Source organism: Gemmatimonadota bacterium (genome assembly GCA_026706845.1).
Lineage (GTDB): Bacteria > Latescibacterota > UBA2968 > UBA2968 > UBA2968 > VXRD01.
In genome coordinates, this window is sequence record JAPOXY010000021.1 from 12,594 (window position 1) to 36,415 (window position 23,822).

At 55.2% G+C, this 23,822-nt stretch carries 19 protein-coding genes; 14 read left to right on the forward strand and 5 right to left on the reverse strand.

What is annotated here, in order from left to right; translation table 11 throughout:
- The first annotated feature begins 6 nt into the window (after nucleotides 1–6).
- The 5 genes from uvrC (at nucleotide 7) to OXG87_01930 (ending at nucleotide 8,381) form a co-directional block, all read left to right on the forward strand.
- A complete protein-coding gene (gene uvrC, locus OXG87_01910) occupies nucleotides 7–1,815 on the forward strand; it encodes an excinuclease ABC subunit UvrC (GenBank protein MCY3868280.1) in 1,809 nt (602 codons plus the stop codon).
- Nucleotides 1,815–2,735, forward strand: a complete 921-nt coding sequence (xerD, locus tag OXG87_01915) for a site-specific tyrosine recombinase XerD (protein ID MCY3868281.1) — start codon at nucleotides 1,815–1,817, stop codon at nucleotides 2,733–2,735. Before uvrC ends, xerD begins: the two co-directional genes overlap by 1 nt.
- A gap of 138 nt (nucleotides 2,736–2,873) precedes the next feature.
- The gene (locus OXG87_01920; GenBank protein ID MCY3868282.1) at nucleotides 2,874–4,484 is read left to right on the forward strand and encodes a cache domain-containing protein; all 1,611 of its coding nucleotides are present in this window, start codon (nucleotides 2,874–2,876) and stop codon (nucleotides 4,482–4,484) included.
- Between the two features lie 77 nt (nucleotides 4,485–4,561).
- Complete coding sequence (locus OXG87_01925) at nucleotides 4,562–6,535, forward strand: cache domain-containing protein (protein ID MCY3868283.1); 1,974 nt, start codon at nucleotides 4,562–4,564, stop codon at nucleotides 6,533–6,535.
- Between the two features lie 115 nt (nucleotides 6,536–6,650).
- Nucleotides 6,651–8,381, forward strand: a complete 1,731-nt coding sequence (locus OXG87_01930; GenBank protein ID MCY3868284.1) for a hypothetical protein — start codon at nucleotides 6,651–6,653, stop codon at nucleotides 8,379–8,381.
- Between the two features lie 56 nt (nucleotides 8,382–8,437).
- Here OXG87_01930 and OXG87_01935 read toward each other — a convergent pair whose 3' ends face one another.
- The 4 genes from OXG87_01935 to OXG87_01950 all read right to left on the reverse strand — a co-directional run bounded on the left by OXG87_01935 (nucleotide 8,438) and on the right by OXG87_01950 (nucleotide 16,547).
- Nucleotides 8,438–9,562 carry a Xaa-Pro peptidase family protein gene (locus tag OXG87_01935; GenBank protein ID MCY3868285.1) on the reverse strand — a complete coding sequence of 375 codons (1,125 nt, stop codon included), beginning with the start codon at nucleotides 9,560–9,562 and terminating at the stop codon, nucleotides 8,438–8,440.
- Nucleotides 9,563–9,572: 10 nt separating this feature from the next.
- Nucleotides 9,573–11,048 (reverse strand): Do family serine endopeptidase, encoded by a 1,476-nt coding sequence (locus OXG87_01940; protein ID MCY3868286.1) that lies wholly within the window; start codon nucleotides 11,046–11,048, stop codon nucleotides 9,573–9,575.
- A 158-nt stretch (nucleotides 11,049–11,206) separates the two neighbouring features.
- Nucleotides 11,207–12,688 (reverse strand): sigma-54 dependent transcriptional regulator, encoded by a 1,482-nt coding sequence (locus OXG87_01945; protein ID MCY3868287.1) that lies wholly within the window; start codon nucleotides 12,686–12,688, stop codon nucleotides 11,207–11,209.
- A gap of 7 nt (nucleotides 12,689–12,695) precedes the next feature.
- Nucleotides 12,696–16,547, reverse strand: coding sequence for a tetratricopeptide repeat protein (locus OXG87_01950; protein MCY3868288.1), 3,852 nt, complete (start codon nucleotides 16,545–16,547; stop codon nucleotides 12,696–12,698).
- A 76-nt stretch (nucleotides 16,548–16,623) separates the two neighbouring features.
- Between OXG87_01950 and ispE the strand changes: the two genes are divergently transcribed.
- The 7 genes from ispE (at nucleotide 16,624) to rplI (ending at nucleotide 21,869) form a co-directional block, all read left to right on the forward strand.
- A complete protein-coding gene (gene ispE, locus OXG87_01955; GenBank protein ID MCY3868289.1) occupies nucleotides 16,624–17,496 on the forward strand; it encodes a 4-(cytidine 5'-diphospho)-2-C-methyl-D-erythritol kinase in 873 nt (290 codons plus the stop codon).
- Between the two features lie 2 nt (nucleotides 17,497–17,498).
- Nucleotides 17,499–18,194 (forward strand): 50S ribosomal protein L25, encoded by a 696-nt coding sequence (locus tag OXG87_01960; protein ID MCY3868290.1) that lies wholly within the window; start codon nucleotides 17,499–17,501, stop codon nucleotides 18,192–18,194.
- A complete protein-coding gene (pth, locus tag OXG87_01965) occupies nucleotides 18,184–18,741 on the forward strand; it encodes an aminoacyl-tRNA hydrolase (GenBank protein MCY3868291.1) in 558 nt (185 codons plus the stop codon). Before OXG87_01960 ends, pth begins: the two co-directional genes overlap by 11 nt.
- Nucleotides 18,742–18,758: 17 nt before the next feature.
- A complete protein-coding gene (locus OXG87_01970; protein ID MCY3868292.1) occupies nucleotides 18,759–20,753 on the forward strand; it encodes a sodium-translocating pyrophosphatase in 1,995 nt (664 codons plus the stop codon).
- Between the two features lie 68 nt (nucleotides 20,754–20,821).
- Nucleotides 20,822–21,160 (forward strand): 30S ribosomal protein S6, encoded by a 339-nt coding sequence (gene rpsF, locus OXG87_01975; GenBank protein ID MCY3868293.1) that lies wholly within the window; start codon nucleotides 20,822–20,824, stop codon nucleotides 21,158–21,160.
- Nucleotides 21,157–21,411 (forward strand): 30S ribosomal protein S18, encoded by a 255-nt coding sequence (gene rpsR, locus OXG87_01980; protein MCY3868294.1) that lies wholly within the window; start codon nucleotides 21,157–21,159, stop codon nucleotides 21,409–21,411. The genes rpsF and rpsR overlap by 4 nt, the downstream gene beginning before the upstream one ends.
- 14 nt (nucleotides 21,412–21,425) lie before the next feature.
- Entirely contained in the window at nucleotides 21,426–21,869 is a 444-nt protein-coding gene (rplI, locus tag OXG87_01985; protein ID MCY3868295.1) for a 50S ribosomal protein L9, read from the forward strand.
- Nucleotides 21,870–21,928: 59 nt separating this feature from the next.
- Here rplI and OXG87_01990 read toward each other — a convergent pair whose 3' ends face one another.
- On the reverse strand, nucleotides 21,929–22,876 hold the full coding sequence (locus OXG87_01990; GenBank protein ID MCY3868296.1) for a formylglycine-generating enzyme family protein: 948 nt from the start codon (nucleotides 22,874–22,876) through the stop codon (nucleotides 21,929–21,931).
- A gap of 379 nt (nucleotides 22,877–23,255) precedes the next feature.
- Between OXG87_01990 and OXG87_01995 the strand changes: the two genes are divergently transcribed.
- Nucleotides 23,256–23,543, forward strand: a complete 288-nt coding sequence (locus tag OXG87_01995) for a GIY-YIG nuclease family protein (GenBank protein MCY3868297.1) — start codon at nucleotides 23,256–23,258, stop codon at nucleotides 23,541–23,543.
- Between the two features lie 82 nt (nucleotides 23,544–23,625).
- Nucleotides 23,626–23,822: type II toxin-antitoxin system HicA family toxin (locus OXG87_02000; protein MCY3868298.1), on the forward strand; the 197-nt coding region annotated here is incomplete at its 3' end.

Here is a 23,822-nt window from a genome sequence, read left to right on the forward strand (position 1 = left end):
TGCAATATGAGCGAGCATATTGACGGTATTGTGGCGCTGATGCCCAGGGAGCCTGGTGTGTACATGATGAAGGGCGACGAGGGGCAGATTATTTATATCGGCAAGGCCAAGATGTTGCGCAGCCGGGTGCAGCAGTATTTTCGCCCGAATGCCCATGATGGGCGGCGGCAGTTTCGGGCGCTCGTTCGCAATGTGCGCGATCTGGAATATATTGTTACGGATACGGAGTTGGAGGCGTTGATTTTAGAGGCGAATTTGATCAAGGCGCACAAGCCGCGCTACAATATCAGTTTGAAGGACGATAAGAAGTATCCGTATATCCGCATTACAAAAGAGGCGTTTCCCCGCGTTGTGGTGACGCGCGATGTGGTGGAGGATGGGTCGCGCTATTTGGGTCCTTATACGGATGTGCGGGCGATGCGGCGCATGGTAGAGACGATGCACCGGTTGTTTCGGATTCGGAGTTGTGATTACGATTTGCCAAAGTCCAATGTGCGGTTGTGTCTGGATTACGAGATCAAGCGGTGCGACGGGCCGTGCGAGGGTTTGATTGTGGCAGAGGCGTATCAGAAGATTGTGGATGAGGCGGTGTTGTTTTTGACGGGGCGGCACACGCAGGTTATGGTGACGCTTAAAGAGCGGATGAAGCGGGCGGCAGAGGCGTTGAGGTTCGAGGAGGCGGCGATTTATCGGGATCGCATTCAGGCACTGGATCAGGCTTCGAGCCGACAAAAGGTGGTGTCCAATGATTTGACGGATTGGGATGCGATTGCGATTGCACGGGAAGATGACGAGGCTTGCGGGGTGGTGATGGAGGTGCGCGATGGGCGGTTGATCGGGCGGCAGAATTATTTTCTCGGGGGGGTGCTCGATGCGTCTGAGGAGGAGGTGGTTTCAAAATTTGTGCAGTTGTTTTACGCTACGGCTACTTTTGTGCCGCGAGAAGTGTGCCTGCCGGGTGATATTGAGGATCGGGAGACGGTGCTCGATTGGCTTACTGAGCGCTCAGAGGGTGGGGTTGAGATGCGCGTGCCCCAGCGGGGGGATAAGTTTCAGTTGATAAAGATGGCGGGGAATAATGCGCGGTTGTTGTTGTCGGAGCGGCGGTTGAAGCGCGAGAATCGCAGGTCGCAAGCGCCCGCAGCCGTGCAGGCGCTTCAGCGCGATTTGCATCTGGAGAAGCCACCGCGGTGGATCGAGGCGGTGGATATTTCAAATATTCAGGGGTCGGATCCGGTGGCGTCGCTGGTGTGTTTTGTGGATGGCAGGGCGCTAAAGCGCGAGTACCGGCATTTTAAAATTACGGGGTTGGAGGGGCCCAATGATTTTGCGATGATGCAGCAGGTGGTGACGCGGCGGTTTAAGCGGCTGATGGAGGAGGGCAAGAAGTTTCCGGATTTGCTGCTGGTTGACGGGGGCAAGGGTCAGCTTTCGAGCGCGGTTGAGGCGTTGAAAGCGTTGGGGATTGAAGATCAGGCGGTGATTGGTCTGGCGAAGCGGTTGGAGGAGGTGTTTTTGCCGGGGCTGTCCGATCCGCAGAATATTCCGAAGACGTCGTCGTCGTTGAAGTTGTTGCAGATGTTGCGCGATGAGTCGCACCGGTTTGCGATTACATACCACCGCAAGTTGCGCGATAAGCGGACGCTGACGTCGGAGTTAGACGAGATTCCCGGGGTGGGTCCGTCGCGGCGCATCGCACTGTTGAAGCATTTCGGTTCGGTGAAGCGGATTCGAGAAGCAGAGGTGGAGGAGGTGGCAGAGGTTGAGGGGGTGGGGGTGAGATTGGCGGAGGTGATTTGTGAGGGGTTGAAATAATGTCTATAGACCAGATGATAATTGCCCCAAAGTTGGGGCGCGCATTGCAGCGGTTTCTCGATTCTGTGACGCTGGAGCGCGGGTTGTCGGATAATACGGCGCGTGCTTATGAGCGCGATTTGAGCCGGTATTTGACGTTGTTGACGGATTTGGGGATCCGCGCACCCGATGAGATTTCTCAGACGGAGGTGTCCGCGCTGTTGAATTTGCTTTCGGAGATGGGGCTGGAGGCGTCGAGTGTGGCGCGCAATTTGACGGCGGTGCGGATGTTTCACAGGTTTTTGATAGGGGAAGGGCTCGCGCGCAGGGATCCGACGGAGCATTTGAAGCCGCCTAAGTTGGGGCGAAAATTGCCGTCGGTGCTGAATATTTACGAGGTTGAGCGGTTGATGCTGGCGCCGGATGTGGAGACGCCCTTAGGGCTACGCGATCGCGCGCTTATAGAGATGCTTTATGGGGCGGGGCTGCGGGTGTCGGAGTTGATCGGGTTGTCGCAGGTGGATTTGCTGTTTGATGTGGAGGTGGTTCGGGTGCTGGGCAAGGGCGGGCGCGAGCGCGTGGTGCCGATTGGGTCAGAGGGTATTGAGTGGGTGTCTGAGTATTTGGATGCGGTGCGTCCGGAGTTGGTCAAGCTGCAAACCGGGTCTGAGGTGTTTTTGAATTTTCGCGGTGGTCCGTTGTCGCGGATGGGTGTGTGGAAGGTGCTGAGGCAATACGTGGTGCTGGCGGGGTTGGAGAAGAAGGTGAGTCCACATACGCTGCGGCATTCTTTTGCGACGCATTTGCTGGAGGGGGGCGCAGATTTGCGGGCGGTGCAAGAGATGCTGGGGCATGCGGATATTTCAACGACGCAGATTTATACGCATGTGGATCGGGAGTATTTGAAGGAGGTACACCGGACGTTTCATCCGAGGGCATGAGAAGTGTGAAGATGGATTGATGAAAAAATAGGTGCTTCCAGGGCCTCTACGCTTTTGTATTGCAAGAGAAATATTTTACCTTATTTTTTCCGTATTCGCAGTATTCGCAGAGAAAGCCATTTTACAAGGGAGGTTGTTATGTTTCGGGATGTTTGTCGCGTGTTCGTGTTGGCACTGGTGGCCGGTGCGATGTGGGTTGGTGGTAATGCACAGATCACGAGTTCTTCCGCGATGGCCGCCGATGACGACGATGCGCTCACAAAAGCTTATGTGATGAAGGCCATTGAGCGTTACCAGCGCGATGGGCGGGAAGCCGCACTCGCATACTACAATAGCCGAGAAAGCATCGAAGGCGAGCGGTTCATGAATATCATTGACCCGCAGCAAAGCGTCATACTGGCAAGCGGTTTATCCACTCGCGTCGGTGCGCCCGCGCCCGCCCTCGGTCCAGTCACTCCGGAAGGTATCTGGATGGATCATCAAGATATTCATCACATAACCCGACAGTTAGGCCCCAAGCGCAGCTTCCTCATTCGGCACGATGATCTCGTTTTCATGGCCGGGCATTTCACGTTGCAAGAAAATCTGGCCGACGTCACCCGCAATTACATCGCCAAAGCGATCGCGCACTACGGCCGAGAGGGCCTGGAAGCGACTGTCGCGTATTACAACAGCCGGGAAAGCGTGGATGGGCATTTTTATTTGTTCCTCATCGGGGCCGATGATCTCTACCTGGCACATCCCATTTTCCCGCACCTGATCGGCACGGACATCAAGGACGTGGTGGGTTCGGACGGTCAAGAATTGGGCAAGGAAATCGCCGAGGCGACCGAGGAAGGCCATTGGGTGGAATACCTGTGGCCGAACCCGGTAACACAGCGGGAAGAACACAAGGCGGCCTGGGTGGTGCGCCACGACGGGCTGATCTTCGCATCGGGCTACTACACGTCAGATACCGAGGCCGGGTCGCCGCCCTGGCAGGGTGCCGATCCGAGGGAGTACACCGTGGCGTACGTGCAACGGGCCATTGAACGCTACAAGAGCGATGGCCTGGAGGCGATGAAGGCATACTACAACAGCGTGGCCTCCATTGAGGGCGAGTGGTATTTGTTCGCCACCGACGCGGACGACATCTATCACGTCCACCCGCTGATTTCCAAACTGATCGGCACGGACCTCAAGGATGTGGTGGGTTCCGATGGCTACGAACTGGGCAAGGCGCTGGTCAAGGCGGAGGAAGGCGTGGGTGTTTGGGTGGAATACCTGTGGCCGCATCCGGTGACGCTGGCGGAGGTTCCCAAGGTGGGCTATGCCATCCGGCGCGATGGGCTGCTTTTCGCTTCGGGCTATTACCCTGCCCCAGAGAGTCCCGAAGCGGGCACTAAGGCATACGTGCAGGCTGCGATAGATAAGTATAAACAGGAGGGCCTGGAAGCTACAGTCGCCTACTACGGCAGCCGGGAGAGCATTGAAGGCCAATCGTCTCTGTTCCTGATTGACGAGAATGGCCGCATCGCTGTCTTCCTTGTTGCGCCCGGAGCGGTGGGTCTCAACATCGAGAGCGTTAAGGTACCCAGCACCGGATTTGAACTTGGCAAAGAAATAGTGCGTGCGACCGAGGCCGGGCACTGGATTCACTACCAGCGGCCCAACGTGAGAACCGGCGTAATCCTGGATGCACATGCATGGGTGATTCGCTACGATGGTCTGGTTTTCGGCTCGAGCTACTTTGGCGAACCGGCCGATTGAGCCGCTCATAAAAGCTAAAGTATTTTATTGCAGTTCGCAGTTGTGGCAGAGAAAACCATTTTGCGAGGGAGATTGTTATGTTTCGAGATGTTTGTCGCGTGTTCGTGCTCGCGCTGGTGGCTGGCGGGCTGTGGAGTTGTGGTGGGGATCGTGTGACGCAGTCTCAGGTGGCAGAGGAGCAGGTTGGTCGTCCGTTGAGTAAATTGGCAGCGGCCGGGCATTCTCTGGTCGTGGTGGCGACGGTGCACGAGGATGAGGGGCCAGTCAGTGGTGTGATGGTAGAGTTTTCGCGTTCTGTTGCGGGTCAGTCTGCGAGCTATGACTGGTCGGGTATGACGGATGATGAGGGTCAGGCGCAGATAGAGATTACTGGCGGCAGTGGGTATTATCAGGCGCGTGCTGTGCAGGATGGGAGTGAGGTAGGTTCGTGGTCGAGCATCCCGTTGAATGCGGGTGCTGAGGTGATGTTGTCTTTGCCGATAGGTGGCAGGGCGCAGGTTCTGAGTTCTCCGCCGATGGCCGCCGATGAAGACGACGCGCTGACCATGGCCTTTGTGATGAAGGGCATTGAGCGTTACGAGCGCGATGGGCGGGAAGCCACGCTCGCCTACTACAGCAGCCAGGAGAGCATCGAAGGCGAGCGGTTCATGACTATCATTGACCCGCAGCAAAGCATCATACTGGCAAGTGGTTTATCCATTCGCGTCGGTGCGCCCGCGCCCACTGGCGCACCATTCCCCCCGATGGAAGAAGTGCCTACGGAAGGTCTCTGGGTGGATCATCAAGATATTCATTCCATAACCCGACAGTTAGGCCCCAAGCGCAGCTTCCTCATTCGGCACGACGACCTCGTTTTCATGGCCGGGCATTTCACGTTGCAAGAAAATCTGGCCGACGCCACCCGCAATTACATCGCCAAGGCGATCGCGCACTACGACCGCGAGGGCCTGGAAGCGACCATCGCGTATTACAACAGCCGGGAAAGCGTGGACGGGCAGTTTTACCTGTTCCTCATCGGGGCCGATGATCTCTACCTGGCGCATCCCATTTTCCCGCACCTGATCGGCACGGACATCAAGGACGTGGTGGGTTCGGACGGTCAAGAATTGGGCAAGGAAATCGCCGAGGCGACCGAGGAAGGCCATTGGGTGGAATACCTGTGGCCGAACCCGGTAACACAGCGGGAAGAACACAAGGCGGCCTGGGTGGTGCGCCACGACGGGCTGATCTTCGCATCGGGCTACTACACGTCAGATACCGAGGCCGGGTCGCCGCCCTGGCAGGGTGCCGATCCGAGGGAGTACACCGTGGCGTACGTGCAACGGGCCATTGAACGCTACAAGAGCGATGGCCTGGAGGCGATGAAGGCATACTACAACAGCGTGGCCTCCATTGAGGGCGAGTGGTATTTGTTCGCCACCGACGCGGACGACATCTATCACGTCCACCCGCTGATTTCCAAACTGATCGGCACGGACCTCAAGGATGTGGTGGGTTCCGATGGCTACGAACTGGGCAAGGCGCTGGTCAAGGCGGAGGAAGGCGTGGGTGTTTGGGTGGAATACCTGTGGCCGCATCCGGTGACGCTGGCGGAGGTTCCCAAGGTGGGCTATGCCATCCGGCGCGATGGGCTGCTTTTCGCTTCGGGCTATTACCCTGCCCCAGAGAGTCCCGAAGCGGGCACCAAGGCATACGTGCAGGCCGCGATAGACAAGTACAAACAGGAGGGTCTGGAAGCCACCGTCGCCTATTACAGCAGCCGGGAGAGCATCGAAGGCCAATGGTCTTTGTTTCTGATTGACCAAGAGGACCTCGTCGCTGTCTTTCTTGCCGCGCCCGGAGCGGTGGGCCGCCCAATAGCGTCCTTTAGGATACCCAGCACCGGATTTGAACTTGGCAAAGAAATAGTGCGTGCGACCGAGGAGGGGCACTGGATTCACTATCAGCGGCCCCATGTGCGAACCGGCGTAATTCTGGATGCACATGTATGGGTGATTCGCTACGATGGTCTGATTTTCGGGTCGAGCTACTTTGGCGAACCGGCCGATTGAGTTGCTCATAAAGCCTTAGCAGACGACGAACCCCATCGCTCATGGCTGCGTTTGGGGGCATAGCCATGAGCAGCTTTAACTGTTTTCGCACCACGCAATATTAGGGGATGTAATCATGGCGGAAGTCAGGCAGGTAAATGAGGGTATTCGCTACGAACCAGACGACAAATGTCCCCGGTCTGTAGCCATACTCTCTGCCGTTCAGATGGCATCGCCAAATATCGTCATGGTCGTGGTGTTTACGACTGTGGTCATTCGATCATCGGGCGAGACCGGGGCCTATTTGCCGTGGGCCGTGTTTATGGCCTTGATAACGTGCGGATTCACGTCAATTATTCAGGCTTTCCGTGGTCGAATCGGGACTGGACTTCTCATTTTGACGGGTTTCAATATCCCTTTTATCGCGATCTCTACGCTTGCCTTAGAAAAAGGCGGACCGGGCTTGCTGGCGATTTTGACCGTTGTCTCGACGCTCGTTCAGTTGGTGCTCACGATGTACCTTCCGCTGTTGCGCCGAATATTTACGCGAACCGTCAGTGGCACAATTGTGATGTTGGTCGCAGCTACGGCAGCTCCCTTCCTGTTTAACGATGTTGTGAAATCGACACAGAATTTGCCCGTTGATCGCGTTATCGCGACCCTGACAATATCTTTGTTTGTTGGGGTACTGATAATTTTGCGTGCGCCACAGACCTGGCGGCTGTGGATAGTCGGTATCACCATTTTGGCGGGTCTGATTGTCGCAGTGCCTTTGGGGTTGTACGATAACAGCGGTGTGGTCGAAGCTGCCTATATTGGTTTTCCCGTTCCCGTCTGGGAAGGTTTGGATTTGACCTTTGGCGTTGAATTTTGGGGACTTCTGCCGGCTTTTATCTTTGTCGGTTTGGTGACTTTTGTGAAGGCTGTTGGGGATATTGGCGTGATCCAAAGAGCTTCGCACCGAGAGGTACAGGCACAGGATTTCAGAGTTGTTCAAGGCGGTCTCAATGCCTACTCCGTGGGCAATTTGATCGTGGGCTTTCTGGGCATTCCCTCTGCCACGACGCCCTGGGCACTCACTGCAACGTATGTCTCTCTTACAGGCGTGGCTACGCGGATTGTGGGTGTGTACATGGGGTTGTTTATGATCGGGGTGGCATTTTTGCCCAAGTTGGGGGCTTTTCTCATTGCGATTCCGAGTCCGGTTCTGGCGGCTGTCTATATCATCGTATTTGGCGGGCTTTTCGTGGAAGGGGCAAAGGTGGCGTTCGATGATAAGATTGATCATCGCAAGAGTATCGTCATCGCGGTATCGATAATGGTTGGGCTTTCTTCTGGGAGTATTGCTGGATTTTTTGACGGGTTTGTGCGCGAGTTGCTCGATAGCGGGGTTACGGTGGGAAGCCTGACGGTTATTGGCATGACGCTTTTGGTGGAGCTGACCGGTTCGCGGCGGAGAAAAATTCAAGTGCCGCTGGAGTTGTCTGCATTGCCCGCGATTGACGAGTTTCTCGTTGCGTTTGCCGAGAAATACGGTTGGACGGAGAGCGGGCAATACCGCCTGCGTTCGGTCGGGGAGGAGATGCTGGTGAGTCTTGTGACGGAGGATGAAAAGGAATCTTCCAGTACACCGCGGCAACTGATCATGAGTATTCGCATGGATAATGGGGTAGCAGAGGTTGAATTTCTGGCGGCTTCGGATGGCGAGAATATCGAAGACCAGATCGCGTATTTGGGTGAGGATGCGTATGCCGAGGATGATCACGAGTTTTCGATCCGGCTTTTGCGGCATTACGCTTCATCTGTGCATCATCGGAAGTATGAGGGGATCGATGTTATTACGGCTCGGGTGGAGAATGCGATGTGAGCAGATTCGTCTGTTAGTTATGATAAACGGGAGGGTCTCACCCTCCCGTTTTGCGTTTATAAGGTGAGAAATTTCGGATAGGTCGTCAGGTTTTCGAGTCCGTCTTCGGTGACGACGGCGAGGTCTTCGATGCGCACGGCGCCCCGGCCCGGGTAATAGAGGCCCGGTTCGATGGTGACGATGTGTCCGGCGCAGAGGGTTTCCGGGGTTTTGCCGATGCGCGGGGGTTCGTGGATTTCAAGGCCCAGGCCGTGGCCGGTGCCGTGGAAGAAGCCCTGCATGCGGCCGTCTATGTTGCCGGTTTCAAAGTTGCGGTTTTCAAATAGTTCCGTGAGTGCCCGGTGGATGGCCTGGCCGTCTGCGTCTGCGCGTACGCTGGCGAGGACGAGGTTTTGTCCCGCGAGGACTGCGTCGTAGATGTTCTGGAGGTCGGCAGAGGGTTCGCCTTTGACGACGGTGCGGGTGAGGTCGGCGAAGTAGCCGGTGGTGTTTGAGCGGGGGAAGATGTCGATGATGATGGCCTGATGTGCGGGCAGGGGTCCGCTGCCTTCGTTGTGGGGGTCGCAGGCCTGGTCGCCTCCGGCGACGATGGTGTGACCGGCTGTGTAGTCGCGTTCGAGGAGGAGAAATTTTATTTCGCGTTTGACGGCTTCCGAGGTGAGGGGTTCGCCGTTGTGGCAGAGGGTGTCACCGCGGATTTCCGAGTTGCGGATGAGGGTTATGGCGGCGTCCATTGCGGCTTCGGTGTGTTGTTGTGCTTCGCGGATGTATTCGATTTCTTCGGGGGTTTTGATTTCCCGGTCGGGCCAATACGCGCCTTCTGGAAATGCCACTTCGTAGCCGCGTTCGCGCAAGTCGTCTGCCGTGGCTATGGCAAAGGCGCGGGGGACGTTCAGGTGGGTGATATTTTTTTCCTGTAGTACTTCGTGTAAGGCATCGATTTGAGAGGGTTCTTCGTTCTTTTTTTTTGCTTTTTCCTGGTATTCGGATAGGGAGAGTACGTGATCGACCTGGGCTTGAGCGCGCGCGCGGTCGCGTTCCAGGTCGGACATGAGGAGGTGTTTTTCCGCGCCGATTTGAAAGAAGATGAAGGGGTCGGGCGCGAGAAAGTGCGTGGCGTAGTACATGTCGGCGTCGGTTTCGCTGGCGGCGATCATGAGCCGCGCTTCAGAGGTGCTCATTATAGGGTCCTTATGTTGAGATTTTCATGGATAAGAAGAAACGGTTGCCTTCGCGCATGACGGAAAATGCGGCGTTTTTCCCTTTTTTGAGTTTGGATATGGCTGTTTCAAAGTCGTGTACTGTTTTTATGTCTTTTTGATAGGGGACTTGACGCACGGCATAGATGATGTCGCCTTCGCGAAAGCCAGCGTTGCGCGCTTCGCGCGAGACGTCGGTGACGATTACCCCTCTGATGTTTTCGGGGAGGGCGTATTCTTCGATTGTTTTTGCGGTGATGTCGCGGACGGTGAGGCCAATTTCTGAGGTAGATGCGTTTTCTTGTTCTTTGGAAGGCGCGTCATCTGCACTGGCCAGGTCTTCGGGCAGGCGTTCGCTCAGGGTGACGCGGATGGTCAGGTTTTCTGTGTTGCGCCTGATGGCGAGTGTGACGGTGTCGCCCGGGTGTTTGCGGGCGACCAGGCTCTGGAGATGGTTGGGGCGATTGACGGGTTGACCATTTACTGAGAGGACGATGTCGCCTTCTTTCAGCTTGGCTTTCGCGGCCGGGGTATTGGACCGGACCTCGGTGATGAGTACGCCCTGGGGGCGGTCAAGGCCAAATGCCTCTGCTGTGCCCGCATCGACTGAGCCGAGTCCAATGCCGATATAACCGCGTTTGACTTTGCCGTGTGCGACGATGTCGTCCATTACTTTTTTGGCGAGGTCTATGGGCACTGCAAAGCCATAGCCGATGAAGGATCGGTTGGATGTGGCGATGGCTGTGTTGACGCCGATGACTTCGCCGTTGAGGTTGACGAGGGCACCGCCGGAGTTGCCGGGGTTGATGGCGGCGTCGGTCTGGATGAAGTCTTCGATGCTCAAGCCCCCCTGGTTGCTGATGATGTTGATGTCGCGACCAACGGCGCTTACGATGCCGGCTGTGACTGTGGATTTGAGGTTGAGGGGCGCGCCTACGGCGAGTACCCATTCGCCGATTTCAACGGCGTCTGATGTGCCTATGGTTGCGGGTTTTAGTCCCGTGGCGTCAATTTTGATGACGGCGATGTCGGTGCGCGGGTCCGAGCCGACGAGTTCGGCGTCGTATTCGCGGTTGTCGCTAAAGGTGACGGTGAGTTTGTCGGCGTTGCCCGCGACGTGGTGGTTGGTGAGGATGTAGCCGTCGGTCGTTATGACGATGCCCGATCCCGTGGTTTGCGGGTCTGGCATGGGTTGTGGTCTTCGGTCTGGCCTTCGATTGGGTCGTTCTTCAAAGTCAAAGGGGAAGGGGAAGTTGCGGCGGCGAGGCATGTCCTCTGCACTGAGGGTGACGTTGATGGTTACGACCGATGGGGTGATTTCCCGCGCGATGGCTTTGAAGGCGGTGTTATACGCTCTGACCTGGGCAATGGCCTGTTTTTCTTCGGGTGTGAGCGCGGCTTCGCCTGTATAGGCGGGGGACAATAGCAGTGCGATGAGGCCTATTAGCGCGATGGTGCGGTGTTTCATGGTGGGTACTCCTTTTGGGAATTAAAAATTAAAACTTTCGACGATTAGACCCACGACCCTATTAGATGGTTCCGAGAAATTACGAGCGATCAGCTTTCAGCAAAAAGCCTGTGTTTTTGGTTTTTCTGACCGCTGACTGCTGATAGCTGATTGTTTCTTCACAAATCGTATTGATCGATTTTTCGGTAGAGGGTGCGTACGGCCATGCCCAACAGTTTTGCCGTGCGTTCCCGGTGGCCTCCGGTTACGCGCAGGGCATTGGCGATGGCTTCGCGTTCGAGTTCTCGCAAGGGGCGTATGTCTTCTTCGGTTTCTTTGATTTCTGTGTCTTCTATGGGTGTGTCATAGACGGGCAGGACGGGCGTTGGTGTATTTTGTACAGGCGTTTGCATGCTTTGTATGTAGGCTTTGAGTTCTTTGACGTCTTTGGCGACTTCGAGTATTGCCCAGTAGAGCAGGTCGCGGTCGGATTCTGCAGGTGTTTTGCCCGCGAGGACGGGCAGATAAGACGTTTCTGTCACCGGGGATGTGTCGAGGTATTGCGCGAGGTCCAGGGCGGATATGTGTCGGGTTTTGGATAAGACCATGAGGCGTTCGATGAGGTTGATGAGTTCCCGCACATTGCCCGGCCAGTGGTACTGTTGTAGTGCGTTCATCGCGTCGGGCGCGAATTCAATGGGGGGCATGCGGAGTTCGTCGCTTTGTTTTTGGATGATGTTTTGCGCGATGAGGGGGATGTCCTGAGGATGGGCGCGCAGGGGGGGCATTTCGATTTCTATGACGCGAAGGCGCTGGTAGAGGTCTTGCCGAAATTTGCCTTCGGCAACGGCTTGTTGCAGGTTGCGATTGGTGGCGGCGATGACGCGGACGTCAACGGCGATTGGCGTGGTGCTGCCGAGGCGGGTGACTTCTCTGGCGTCGAGGACGCGCAATAAGCGCACCTGTGCAGAGGGGGACATTTCGCCGATTTCATCGAGGAAGACGGTGCCGCGGTTGGCGGCTTCAAAGATGCCGGATCGCTGTGTGCGCGCGTCGGTAAATGCGCCTTTTTCGTGGCCGAAGAGTTCGCTTTCGAGGAGGGTTTCGGGGATTGCGCCGCAGTTGAGGATGAGAAATGGTTCGTCGCTGCGCGCGCTTTGCCGGTGGATGGCTTCGGCGATGAGATTTTTCCCCGAGCCGCTTTCTCCTGTGATGAGTACGCTGACGGGGGTGGGCGCGATTTGAGCGATGCTTTCCCGGATTTGTTGCATGGTGTCTGAGCGGCCGAGGATGGCGGTGTCGGGTGGGGTGCGTTTTTGTGTCAGGGCGTCCTGCAATTCTGCGGGGATGAGTGGATAGGAGAGCAGGGCATCGGGGTCTAAGGTTGTTTGGAGTTGCGTGCCGCCTTGCGTGGTGATGACGAAGACGGGAATTTTTTCAGGTCGCTCGGATAATATGTCGGCGAGTTGCACTTCGGGCAATGTGGTTTCGTCCAGGATGAGCAGGTCAAACTGGTTTTCCGAGAGGAGTTTTCTGGCGGGTCTCACGCTGTTGGTGACGAGGGTCTGCCAGCCGAGTTCTTCGAGTGCGGCGCGCAGGTCCCGGCCCAGTTCGGTGGGCTGTTCGACGATGATGAGGGCTTCTTTTTGGTCGGTGGGCATGGTTATTTTATTTTAATTTTAATTGTTGAATGCGCTTTTCCGCCCCAATGCCTTCATTGCTGGCTACGCCGTAGCGGCGTTTTATGGCTTCGAGTTCTTGTATGGCTTGTTCGATGTTGTTCTGTGCCGCATAGCAGTCCGCTATTTTCATTTGCGCGGTTGCGATCCACATAGGCCCCGCGTTCTGGTTGTAGCGCAGGATCAAAAATTCTCGGAGTGCGTTGGCATAGTCGGCCATTTCAAAATAATTTTCTGCGATGGCGTATTGGATGTTGGCTTTTTCGCCTTCCGCGATTACGACTTTGAGCAGGGGCCGAAGTTCTGCGATGGCTTGCTCGTGGTCGCCTTTTTTGGGGAGATATATGGTGCCGATGTCGATGCGGGCGTCCAGGGCAAGGCGGTGTTGGGGAAATTCTCGGATGAGCTGACGCGCAAAGTTGATGGCGAGGTCGTAGGCATTGAGGTTGCTGTAATTTTTTGCGAGTTTGTGGAGGATGCCGGGTTTTTCGGATTTGGCGACGCCTTTTTCAATGGCGTTGCGATATGCGCGTGCAGACAGGTTGTATTCTTCGTTGCGTTCCCAAAATGCGGCGAGTTCGAGGTTGGCATCTACCCAGTGCGGGCTGTCGGGATAATTTTTTATGAAGGTGCCGAGGGCGTTGAGATAGGGTTCGTTGTTGCCGTCTTTGTCGGGTCCTTCGTCATAGTAGGCGCGGATGATGTAATAGCGCGCGTCGGCTTCTGCTTCGGTCCTGGCGTATTTTTTGGCGATGTCTTGAAAGATTTGCCGCGCTTTTTTGGGGTTTTTGACAGCGAGTTGATATTTGCCTTTTTCCACTTCGAAGCGGGCGATCCATTCGGTTGCTGTTTTATAGGTTTTTTTAAATTGGCCCGCGGCTTTGTTGGCTTCGCCAACGCGCCGGAGGCGGTAGAGGCTCAGGACTTCGCGGGCGGCCATGGTTTCGTTGCGCGCAGGTTCTGGTATGCGCCGGTACGCGGCGATGGCCTGGGTGTATTTTTCCGTTTGGAAGAGGAGGTCGCCCACAGCCTGGTCTGCCTGTGTGCCGAGTGGGCTGTTGGGGTATTTTTTGGCGAATTCGCGGAAGGCGGCGAGGGCTTCTGATGTGCGGTTGAGATATGATAGGTGTTCGGCGCGTGTGTACGCGATGCTGTCGGCGTCGGGTGCTTGTGGATATTTGCGGAGGTACATGTTATAAGTTGTGATGGCTCTGTCGCGCTGGTTGTTTTGCGCATAGGATTGGGCGAGGCGGCGCAATAATTGAGGGGTGGTGTTGTGGGTGATCAGACGTTCGTCTATTTCTATGGCGCGTTGATAGTTGCCTGTGCGGTGGTGGCTTTCGGCCAACAGGTCGCGGGCAGACCGCTGGAGTGCGAGTGAGGGAGATGCGGACAGGAGTTCGGAGAATGCTTCGGCGGCGCTGGCGTAAAATTCCCGGTTGAGGAGTATGCGCCCCAGTTGAAATTGCGCGTGGGATGACAGGTCGCTCTGGGGGTAGTCGAAGAGGAAGTTTTTCAGGGTTTCTTCGGCGCGCGCGTGTTGTTGTTGCTGTGCCTGACACAAGCCGATGCCATAGGTGGCTTTTTCTTTTTGTGTGGGGTTGTCGGCTTTTTTCTGTACCTGGAGGTACAGGCTCAGGGCGCTGTCGATGTGGGTGCTGGCGAAGTGGGCGTCGGCGATTCGCAGGCGCAGGTCGGGGCTGTTGACGTGTGTTTTGCGATATGCGCTCAGGCGCGTTTGTGCGCGGAGGGTGTCGGGTTGTATGTGGGCTGTTTCTGTGTGTATGACGGCGAGTGCGGCGTTTTCCGCATGGTCGTTGTCGGGGAATTTTTTGACGAGTATTTTGAGTGTTGTGAGGCCCCTGTCTTGCCATTGGTCTGGGGATTTGTTTTCGAGGGTGGCTTTGCGCGCCTGTTTTAAGTAGCTGTTGCCGAGTAGGTAATAGGCTTCAGGTGCCCAGGGGGGTGCGTTGCTGAATGCTTCGTCAGATGCGTCGGTGGATGGGTGTGTGTCGGTGGATGTGTCGGTGGATAGTGTTTCGTCTGCTTCTTCCTCCTCCTGTGCCTGCCCGTCGTCAGCCAATGCAAGTGCGGCTTCGGCTGCGCGGGCGACTTTGGCTGCGAGTGCGAGTGTGTCGTCGGGTGCGGTTGCGGGCGCAGGGGTTTCGTCTGGTGGTTCGATGAGTATGTTTTCATGGGCTGAGGGAAGTATATTATGGGCTGTTAGTGCGGTTTCGAAGTGGGTGATTGCGCGGTTGTAGCGTTTTTGGTTGTAGAAGGTTTTGCCCAGTTTTAATTGCGTGTGTGCATCGTCGGCGATGCCGGGCAGGTTGGCGAGGAGTTCGATATAGGTGCGGTCGCGGTCGGTTTCGGTGCCAAATTCGGTGAGGAGTTGGATGCGCGTTTCTGCTGTTTCTGCGCGCGAGGCGTCGCCGTGATTTTTGATGTACGTGCGGTATTCTCGCAGTGCGAGTGCGGGTTCTCCGGTTTTTTCAAATACGCGGGCAAGGCCGTATTGACCTTCGGCGGCGTAGTGCGCGATTGGGCTGTTGATCAGGGTGCGATAATTTTCGGCTGCGAGGTCGTGCCAGTGCAGGTCTTCGCAGATTTGCGCGATGAGCAGTCGTGCTCTGGCTTTTTCTCCGGGTGATTGTATGCGCGTGAGGTATGTTTGATAGGCCGATAATGCCTTTTGATGCGTTCCAAGCGCGCGCCAGATGTTTCCGATGTCGCCGTAGGCCTGGATGCTGATGTCTGTGTCTGGATATTTTTCCTGAAGATTTTTAAAGGCGTCCAGGGCATTGCGATAATTTTTCAGGTCTGCAAATGTGCGGCCATAACCCATCAGGGCATGGGCGTGGAAGGGGCTTTTGGGATAGGCTCTGAGAAATGCGGCGTAGCGCTGTAGCGCACTTTCGCTTTTGCCGAGTTTGCGTTTTGCATTTGCACTTCCCAACAGGGCTTGTTGGCGACGGGTGTTGTTCGGTATTTTTGCGAGTGCGTTGTTATAGGTTTTTTCAGCGCTTGCCCAGTCGTTTTTGTCGGCGTGCCACGCGCCTGTGATGAGGTGTGTGTTCTGGGCAGCGGGTGTTGCGGGATATCTGGCGCGCAGGGTTGCAAAGATGCGCTCTGCTTCGGGCAAGTTGTCGCGCGATAGGGCGATGTTGCCCATTTCGAGGAGGGCGTCGGGTTTGCGCTTTGAGGGACCGGGACGTTCGGCGAGGGTGCGAAATTGCACGAGGGCTTCTTCGGTGCGCGTTTCTTCGAGGAGGACGTGGCCCAGGTTGAAGGTGGCTTCGTTGATCAGGGATGATTTGGGATATTGTTCGACGAGTTGGCGATAGGCCGCACCCGCTTCTGATAAGACTCCGCCTTTGTGGTAGTTCTCGCCGGCTGATAAGAGGTCCTGGGGCGCGTTTGTCGAGGCGGGATAGGCCGCGTGTACCTCGCGATAGGCCGCACCGGCCCGGGTGTGTTCCCCGAGTTGGCTGAGCGCATTGGCGCGCGCGCGCATTGCACTGGCGACTTCGATGTGGGTGGCGTAGCGGTCGATGAATTGCTGAAAGGCTTCGAGTGCGAGGTCGTATTGTTCGGCTCTGGTATATGCTTGCCCAACGCGCAACATGGCATCGGGCAGTCGCTTGCTGGCGGGATAGTTGATGATGAATTGCTTGTATTCCCGCGCGGCATCGGCATAGAGGCCGTCGTTGAAGATGCGCGTGGCCAGTTCGTAATGGGCGTTTTCATCCTGGGTCCCCTGCGCGCAGAGGTGGGATGAGATGAGGAGGATGCAAAATGCAGTGGTGATACCGCGGGTTAATGTGCTTATAATAAAGATCATGTAGGAGACTCTCAAATAAATTTATTTTTTGATGGTCTTTATTTCCCGAATGTATCACATTTTACAAAAGGCGTCAATGGGAGATCGCGTTTTGGAAATTGTCGAATACGCTTATGCAAAGCTCAACCTGGGGCTGAAGATTCTCGGGCGGCGCAGCGATGGGTTTCACAATATTTTATCGGTTTTTCAGACTGTGGATCTGTGCGATCGCCTCGTTTTTGAGCCGGCGAAACAGGGGCAGATTATTTTGTCGTGCGACGATGCGGATTTGCCCACAGGTCCAGAAAATCTGGTCTATAAGGCAGTTCTGGCGTTTCGGTCCCATACGGGGATGGATCGCGGGGTTTCGGTTGTGATCGAGAAGCGGATTCCGATGGCGGCGGGTCTGGGCGGGGGGAGTTCAGATGCCGCGGCTGTGTTGCGGGTTTTGAATCGGGTGTGGGATGCGGGTCTTTCAGATGGAGAGCTGCGCGAGATAGGCGCGTCTATAGGGTCCGATGTGCCGTTTTTTGTGCGGCAAAAGGGTACGGCAGTGGTTTCGGGGCGGGGGGAGATTATGCGGTATGTGCCGTGGTCTGCAGATGTGGCTTATGTGCTGGTCTGTCCAGGGTTCCAGGTGCATACGGGCTGGGCGTTTGCAAATTATAAAAAGACCTTGACAGGGCATGTTGAATATGATAGTTTCATTAATTCTGTAAAAGATTTACCCGTTTCGGGTTTTTGGGGGCGTATTGAGAATGATTTTTTGCCTCTTATTGTTCAATCGCATCCCGAAACGCGCGATATTTTGTCGCGGTTGACAGATGCCGGCGCAATCGCTGCGTCGATGTCTGGCAGTGGGTCCACGCTTTACGGTGTTTTTGAGTCTCGAGATGTTGCCGAGGCTGTTTGGGCACGGTTCAGGTCCGATCAGTTTCGGGCGTTTTTGTGTTGTCCTGTTGGAGAATAAATATGTCCGATCAAGTTTCTCTGAATGTAGATGTTCGCACGGAGTCGGGAAAGAAAGTTGCCAGGCGGTTGCGCTATCGCGGTCAATTGCCCGCGGTTGTTTATGGCGAAGGTGTCGCGTCTGTTGCCTGTTCCGTGGATCAGCGCACGTTGATCAATTTGTTGAGGTCACACGGTCGCAATGCCATTATTTCGCTGAGCGCGGGCGATACGAGTCAGAGTACGATTATTAAGGATATTCAGTATCATCCCGTGAGCGATGAGATTTTGCATGTGGATTTTCACCGCATTGATTTGACCCGCAAAATTGTGGTCGAGGTGCCCATTCACGCTGCGGGGTCGGCCGTTGGGGTGCGGATTGGCGAGGGGATTCTGGAACAGATGTTGCACGAGATCGAGATCGAGTGCCTGCCCACAGAGATTCCCGATCATATTGAAATTGATGTGTCGGATCTGGATATCGGGGATTCGCTGCACGTTTCGGATATTGTCCTGGATGGCGATGATCTGACTATTGTGACGGATACCGACCGCACGGTGTTTGCGGTGGCTGCGCCCACGCTTATTATTGAAGAAGAGGAAGAGGACGTGGAGGACGAAGCGTTGGTGGATGTGGAAGGGGAAGAAGAAATGCAGGAGCCTGAGGTTATTGAGCGCGGCAGAAGGCGCGACGATGACGAAGAAGGCGATGAGTCGTAGTGTAAAGGCGATTGTGGGGTTGGGCAATCCGGGCGCGCGCTATGCACAGACGCGCCACAATGTGGGGTTTTGGGTGGTCGATGCGCTGGGTTGTGATGCGCCCTGGCATGCGTTTGAATTTTGTACGTGGTGCAGGTTTTCAGATGATCTGTTGCTGGTCAAGCCGCTGACGTATATGAATAAGAGCGGTTTGGGTGTGGCAGAGGTTGCAGGATGTTTTGAGGTTGCACGGGCAGATGTTCTGGTGGTGGTTGACGATGTGCATATCGATTTGGGGCGGTTGCGCTTTCGGCGCACGGGCAGTCACGGTGGGCACAATGGTTTGCGGTCTGTTGCATGCGCGCTGGGTTCTGCGGATTTTCCACGGTTGCGCATCGGTATTGGGCAACCCGCCGGGTTGGATGGTATGATTGATTATGTGTTGGGTGAATTTACATCCGAAGATCGGGATGTGATTGCAGATGCGGTTGGGCAAGCGGTTGACGGCGCGCTTTGCTGGGCAAGAGAAGGTATTGAACGGGCGATGAATAGTTATAATGCGCGTTGATGGTATTGGAGATTTTTATGATTTTGGCACCTGTGCTGGGCGTGGTTGGGTTGGTTTGCGCTGGTTTGATTTATCTCTATGTTGCCAGACAATCAGAGGGCACGGAGCTGATGCGAGAGATCGCAGCGGATATCCAGGACGGGGCCGTGACTTTTTTGAAGCGCGAATACAGCGTGCTCGCTGTTTTTATTGTGCTGGTGTTTGCGCTGGTGTACTGGGGTATTAATCGGGAGACGGCCATCTCTTTTTTGGGCGGCGCGCTTTGTTCGCTTGGCGCGGGTTTTATCGGGATGAAGGCGGCGACCAAGGCAAATGTGCGGACGGCTTATGCCGCCAGTCAAAGTGGGCGGGATAAGGCGTTGAATGTCGCGTTTTCCGGCGGGGCAGTGATGGGGTTGGCCGTGGCAAGTCTGGGGCTTTTTGGCGTGGGCTTGCTTTTTTATTTTTACGGCAATCCCGATCAGGCGGCTATGATTAATGGTTTTGCTATGGGTGCGAGTTCTATCGCGCTCTTTGCCCGGGTTGGGGGGGGGATTTATACCAAGACGGCAGATGTGGGTGCGGATCTGGTGGGTAAGGTGGAGGCCGGGATACCAGAGGACGATCCGAGAAATCCGGCTGTGATTGCAGATCACGTGGGCGATAATGTGGGCGATGTGGCGGGGATGGGTGCGGATATTTTTGAGTCTTATGTGGGGTCTATTATTGCGACGATTGCGATTGCGGCAACGGCTGGTGGCGCGGCATTGGTCACGTTGGGAGGCGATTCGGGCATGGTGCGGGTCGCGGCGATGCAATATCCGCTTGTCGTGGTTATGATCGGTCTGGTGGCGTCGATGATCGGCGTGGGGTCTATTCGCATTTTACAGTCTTTAAATCCAGATGCAGCGCTGCGCTACGCCACGTATATTTCCGCTCTTTTGATGCTTGTTGGATCTTTTTTTGCCGCGGAATATCTCGGTTTGGCTCGCGGGGTGTTTTGGGCGATTCTCTTTGGTTGTCTCGTCGGTATTGCCATTGCGCTGATGACGGAGTACTACACGGGCGGGGCACCTGTTAAGCGCATTGCCCATTCTTCGGAGACGGGGTCGGCGACCAATATGATCGCGGGTCTGGCGGTGGGGATGGAGAGTACGACGTTGCCGATTTTGGGGATTTGTGTTGCCATTGCAGGGTCGTTTCACTTTGCGGGGTTATACGGTATTGGCATTGCCGCTGTGGGTATGTTATCGACTGTGGGTGTTACGATGGCGGTGGATGCTTATGGTCCGATTGCGGATAATGCGGGCGGTATTTCCGAGATGGCAAAGTTGGGTCCGGAGACGCGAGAGATTACCGATGAGTTGGACTCGCTTGGGAATACGACGGCGGCGATTGGCAAGGGGTTTGCGATTGGCTCTGCTGCGCTGACTGCGCTGGCGCTGTTTTCCGCGTATTCGGCGGCTGTGGGGATCGATTCTATTAATTTGACCAAACCCCTGGTTGTGATTGGTCTGTTTTTGGGCGGTGGCGTGCCTTTTTGCGTGGCGGCACTGACGATGACGAGTGTGGGCAATGCGGCATTTAAGATGGTTGAAGAGGTGCGTCGGCAGTTCCGCGAGATTCCAGGGCTGATGGAGGGGACGGGCAAGCCGGATACGCGCCGGTGTGTGGATATCAGTTCTGTGGCGGCTTTGCGCGAGATGGTGGTGCCCGGTCTGGTGGCTGTGTTGACGCCGGTTCTGGTTGGCTTTTTTCTGGGTGCAGAGGCGCTGGGTGGTATGCTGGCGGGTGCAACGGTGTCGGGTGTGTTGCTGGCGCTGATGATGGCGAATAGCGGGGGTGCGCTGGATAATGCGAAGAAGTTGATTGAGGAGGGCAATTTGGGCGGTAAGGGGTCCGAGGCTCACAAGGCAGCCGTGGTTGGCGATACGGTTGGCGATCCCTTAAAAGATACGTCTGGTCCCGCGTTGAATATTTTGATTAAGTTGATGTCGGTGGTTTCACTGATGCTGGCGCCTTTGCTGGCGTGAGGTGAAGTGTTTTTTTAACCCCGTTCAGAACACAGGATTCTGAACCACACGTCCATGGGGGATCGTTTATGTCACGAGATTACGAGATGGCTTTGATTGTCGATACGCAGGTCGATACGGATGCGACGGTCGAACGCTATGCGTCGATACTCGCCGATCAGGGCGCTACGGTGGTCAATGTTGACCGCTGGGGCGCGCGCAGGCTCGCTTATGAGATTCAAAAGCGACAGCAGGGCGACTATACGTTTTTTTATTTTCAGGCCGATCCGGGCGCGATTGCAGATGTTGAGCGGGCGTGCCGTTTGGATGAGGCTGTTTTGCGGCATCTGATTCTTCAGACTGAGATTCCTCTTCAGGAGGAAGAGGTTGAAGAGACGGCCGAAGAAGTAGAGGAGGTTGCCCAATGAATAGAGGACGATTGAAGGTTTGCTATATTTGCGAGGGTAACAGGGATAGCCGATTTGAAGGCGGAGATCAGCCGGTGGTTGTCGATTATAAGAATGATCGTTTGTTGCGCCGGTTTGTGACCGAGCGCGGCAAGATTGTTCCCCGGCGGATGACGGGTACCTGTGCAAAGTGTCAGCGCTCAGTGGTGCGCGCGATTAAGCGCGCCCGATTTCTCGCGCTCATGCCCTATGTGAATGATTCGGTTCGGTAGATTGGGAATACACTATGAAAATTATTCTTACAGCAGATGTGGATAGTCTGGGCAATGCTGGCGATGTGGTTGAGGTGAAGGATGGGTACGCGCGAAATTTTTTGCTGCCGCGCTCGGTGGCGTTGATTGCAAATGAGCGCAATATGGCGGTGTACGAGAAGGTGCGCCAGCAACGCGAAGCCCAACAGGCTCGTGAAACGCGCGATGCCGAGTCTCTGGCAGAGTCTCTGAAAGAGGTTTCGTGCAATGTGGCAGTCAGGGCAGGCGAAGAGGATCGCATTTTTGGGTCGGTGACGGCACAGCAAATAGCAGTTGCGCTCAGCGACCTGGGGTTCGATGTTGATCGCCGGGACATCGTGCTCGAAGAGCCAATTCGAGCACTGGGGGTCTATGATGTGCCCATTCGGCTTTATGCAGGGGTTGTGGTGTCTGTGAAGGTGTGGGTGGTTAGAGAATGAAGTGTGAAGTAGGAAGTGTGATAAAAAAACGGAAGACGTTTTCGCGTCTTCCGTTTTTTTTATGCATTTCTCGCACATCGAAATCCCAAATTGCCCGTGGAGCTGTCCGGGGTGTTTGCGCTGCGGGCGGCCACGCGGTATCGGTTGCAGTAGGAGTCGTGGCAAAGGTAGGAGCCGCCGCGCATGCTTTTTGCCTGTCCGATGGGGGGTCCCGCGGGGTTTTGTGCTGCGCTTTTGAGGTGGAAGGTGGGGCTGAACCAGTCGCTGCACCATTCCCAGACGTTGCCCGAGATGTTGTAGATGCCGTAGTTGTTGGGGGGGAATGAGGTGACGGGTGCGGTGCCGGTGTACCCGTCTGCCCGGGTGTTCTGTTCGGGGAATGTGCCCTGCCAGATGTTGCACATGTGTTTGCCGTTGGGTTCGAGGTCGTCTCCCCAGGGGTAGCGCATGCTTTTTAAGCCGCCCCGCGCGGCAAATTCCCATTCGGCTTCTGTGGGCAGGCGTTTTCCCGCCCAGTTGCAATAGGCGACCGCGTCGTTCCACGAGATGTGGATCGCGGGGTGGTTCCAGCGGTTGTTGATCGTTGTGCCGGGTCCTTCGGGGCGGTGCCAGCAGGCGCTGTCAACAGCAAACCACCAGGGGGTATCGACGACGGTTTGCGAGATGTGCTCTGCGGTGTTGGGGGGGACAAAGAGGTGGAAAACAAAGGACCAGCCAAAGCGTTCGGCTTCGGTTTTGTACGCGGTTGTGCGGACGAATTTGGCAAAGTCGGTATTGGTGACGGCGCATGTGTCCAGGTAAAAGGGATCGACTGTGACTTCGCGCACGGGTCCTTCGCCGTCTTCTGCAAAGCCTTCGTTGCTGTTTGTTCCCATGAGAAAGGTGCCGCCCGATAGGCGGACCATGTTTTTGAGGGATGTGTCACTTCTGCGCCTGTTTTTTTGTTTGCGCGTTTTTCTTTTTTTGGATGAGACAGGTCTGCTCGCACCGCAGCAGGGGGAGGACATAGTGATTCTCCTGAGGTTATGGGGTGTGTGAATGCTTATAAGATGATACAATGCGACGCGTAGGCTGTCAAGAGAAGGGAGAAGTGTGAAGTAGGAAGTGTGAAGTAGGAAGTGTGAAGTAGGAAGTGTGAAGGGAGAAGAGGGTACCGCCGTCATCGCGGTATGGTTTTGAGCCGCGATCCAGAAGGTTTTATCTGCCTTTGAGGGTTTAATCAAGAGGACAGGCTATTTCCGCTTGCTTTTTGTCTTTGTATCCTTCTATATTGTTTGTAATTAATCCAGTAATCCAGAAGTGTTGCTGTTAGTTGTCATCGCGGCCCCTGCTTAAAGCATACAGGGGCAGGCATGCCGTTGAGCCGCGATCCAGAATATTTAAGGAATGAACCAACCCTGCGTATATATTATGGCGAGCAAACGCAACGGAACCCTGTACACCGGCGTTACTTCGAATCTTGTCCAACGAGTTTGGCAGCACAAAAACAATCTGGTAGAAGGATTCACGAAGTGTTATGGCATACATACATTAGTTTGGTATGAAGTTCATGAAACAATGCAAAGTGCTATCATGATGGAGAAGAGGGTGAAGAAATGGAAACGGGTATGGAAACTGGCATTGATAGAAAAGAATAATCCGGGATGGCGGGATTTGTACACGGACATCATCTGACCTTATATTATAAGGATCTTATGAATGGCAAAAACATCAGTCGAAATTCCCGAAGAAATAGTGAAGAATTGAAATTTTTTCTATGCCACGTAAAATTAGGGAACTCATCAAAGACCTTGAGGCTGCTGGGTTTGTAAATCGTGGCGGAAGAGGAAGTCATAGAAAATTTGTTCATTCCAAAGTTTCTAAATCGGTGGTCCTTTCCGGTCAACTTGGTGATGATGCAAAACACTATCAAGAGAAAGATGTCAAAGTGGCTATTGAGGTATCAAAAAAATG

Bases quoted from the DNA above. Each gene is read 5' to 3' on its own strand.
- uvrC (MCY3868280.1), top strand. From the start codon at position 7: ATGAGCGAGCATATTGACGGTATTGTGGCGCTGATGCCCAGGGAGCCT.
- xerD (MCY3868281.1), top strand. From the start codon at position 1,815: ATGTCTATAGACCAGATGATAATTGCCCCAAAGTTGGGGCGCGCATTG.
- OXG87_01920 (MCY3868282.1), top strand. From the start codon at position 2,874: ATGTTTCGGGATGTTTGTCGCGTGTTCGTGTTGGCACTGGTGGCCGGT.
- OXG87_01925 (MCY3868283.1), top strand. From the start codon at position 4,562: ATGTTTCGAGATGTTTGTCGCGTGTTCGTGCTCGCGCTGGTGGCTGGC.
- OXG87_01930 (MCY3868284.1), top strand. From the start codon at position 6,651: ATGGCGGAAGTCAGGCAGGTAAATGAGGGTATTCGCTACGAACCAGAC.
- OXG87_01935 (MCY3868285.1), bottom strand. From the start codon at position 9,562: ATGAGCACCTCTGAAGCGCGGCTCATGATCGCCGCCAGCGAAACCGAC.
- OXG87_01940 (MCY3868286.1), bottom strand. From the start codon at position 11,048: ATGAAACACCGCACCATCGCGCTAATAGGCCTCATCGCACTGCTATTG.
- OXG87_01945 (MCY3868287.1), bottom strand. From the start codon at position 12,688: ATGCCCACCGACCAAAAAGAAGCCCTCATCATCGTCGAACAGCCCACC.
- OXG87_01950 (MCY3868288.1), bottom strand. From the start codon at position 16,547: ATGATCTTTATTATAAGCACATTAACCCGCGGTATCACCACTGCATTT.
- ispE (MCY3868289.1), top strand. From the start codon at position 16,624: ATGGGAGATCGCGTTTTGGAAATTGTCGAATACGCTTATGCAAAGCTC.
- OXG87_01960 (MCY3868290.1), top strand. From the start codon at position 17,499: ATGTCCGATCAAGTTTCTCTGAATGTAGATGTTCGCACGGAGTCGGGA.
- pth (MCY3868291.1), top strand. From the start codon at position 18,184: ATGAGTCGTAGTGTAAAGGCGATTGTGGGGTTGGGCAATCCGGGCGCG.
- OXG87_01970 (MCY3868292.1), top strand. From the start codon at position 18,759: ATGATTTTGGCACCTGTGCTGGGCGTGGTTGGGTTGGTTTGCGCTGGT.
- rpsF (MCY3868293.1), top strand. From the start codon at position 20,822: ATGTCACGAGATTACGAGATGGCTTTGATTGTCGATACGCAGGTCGAT.
- rpsR (MCY3868294.1), top strand. From the start codon at position 21,157: ATGAATAGAGGACGATTGAAGGTTTGCTATATTTGCGAGGGTAACAGG.
- rplI (MCY3868295.1), top strand. From the start codon at position 21,426: ATGAAAATTATTCTTACAGCAGATGTGGATAGTCTGGGCAATGCTGGC.
- OXG87_01990 (MCY3868296.1), bottom strand. From the start codon at position 22,876: ATGTCCTCCCCCTGCTGCGGTGCGAGCAGACCTGTCTCATCCAAAAAA.
- OXG87_01995 (MCY3868297.1), top strand. From the start codon at position 23,256: ATGAACCAACCCTGCGTATATATTATGGCGAGCAAACGCAACGGAACC.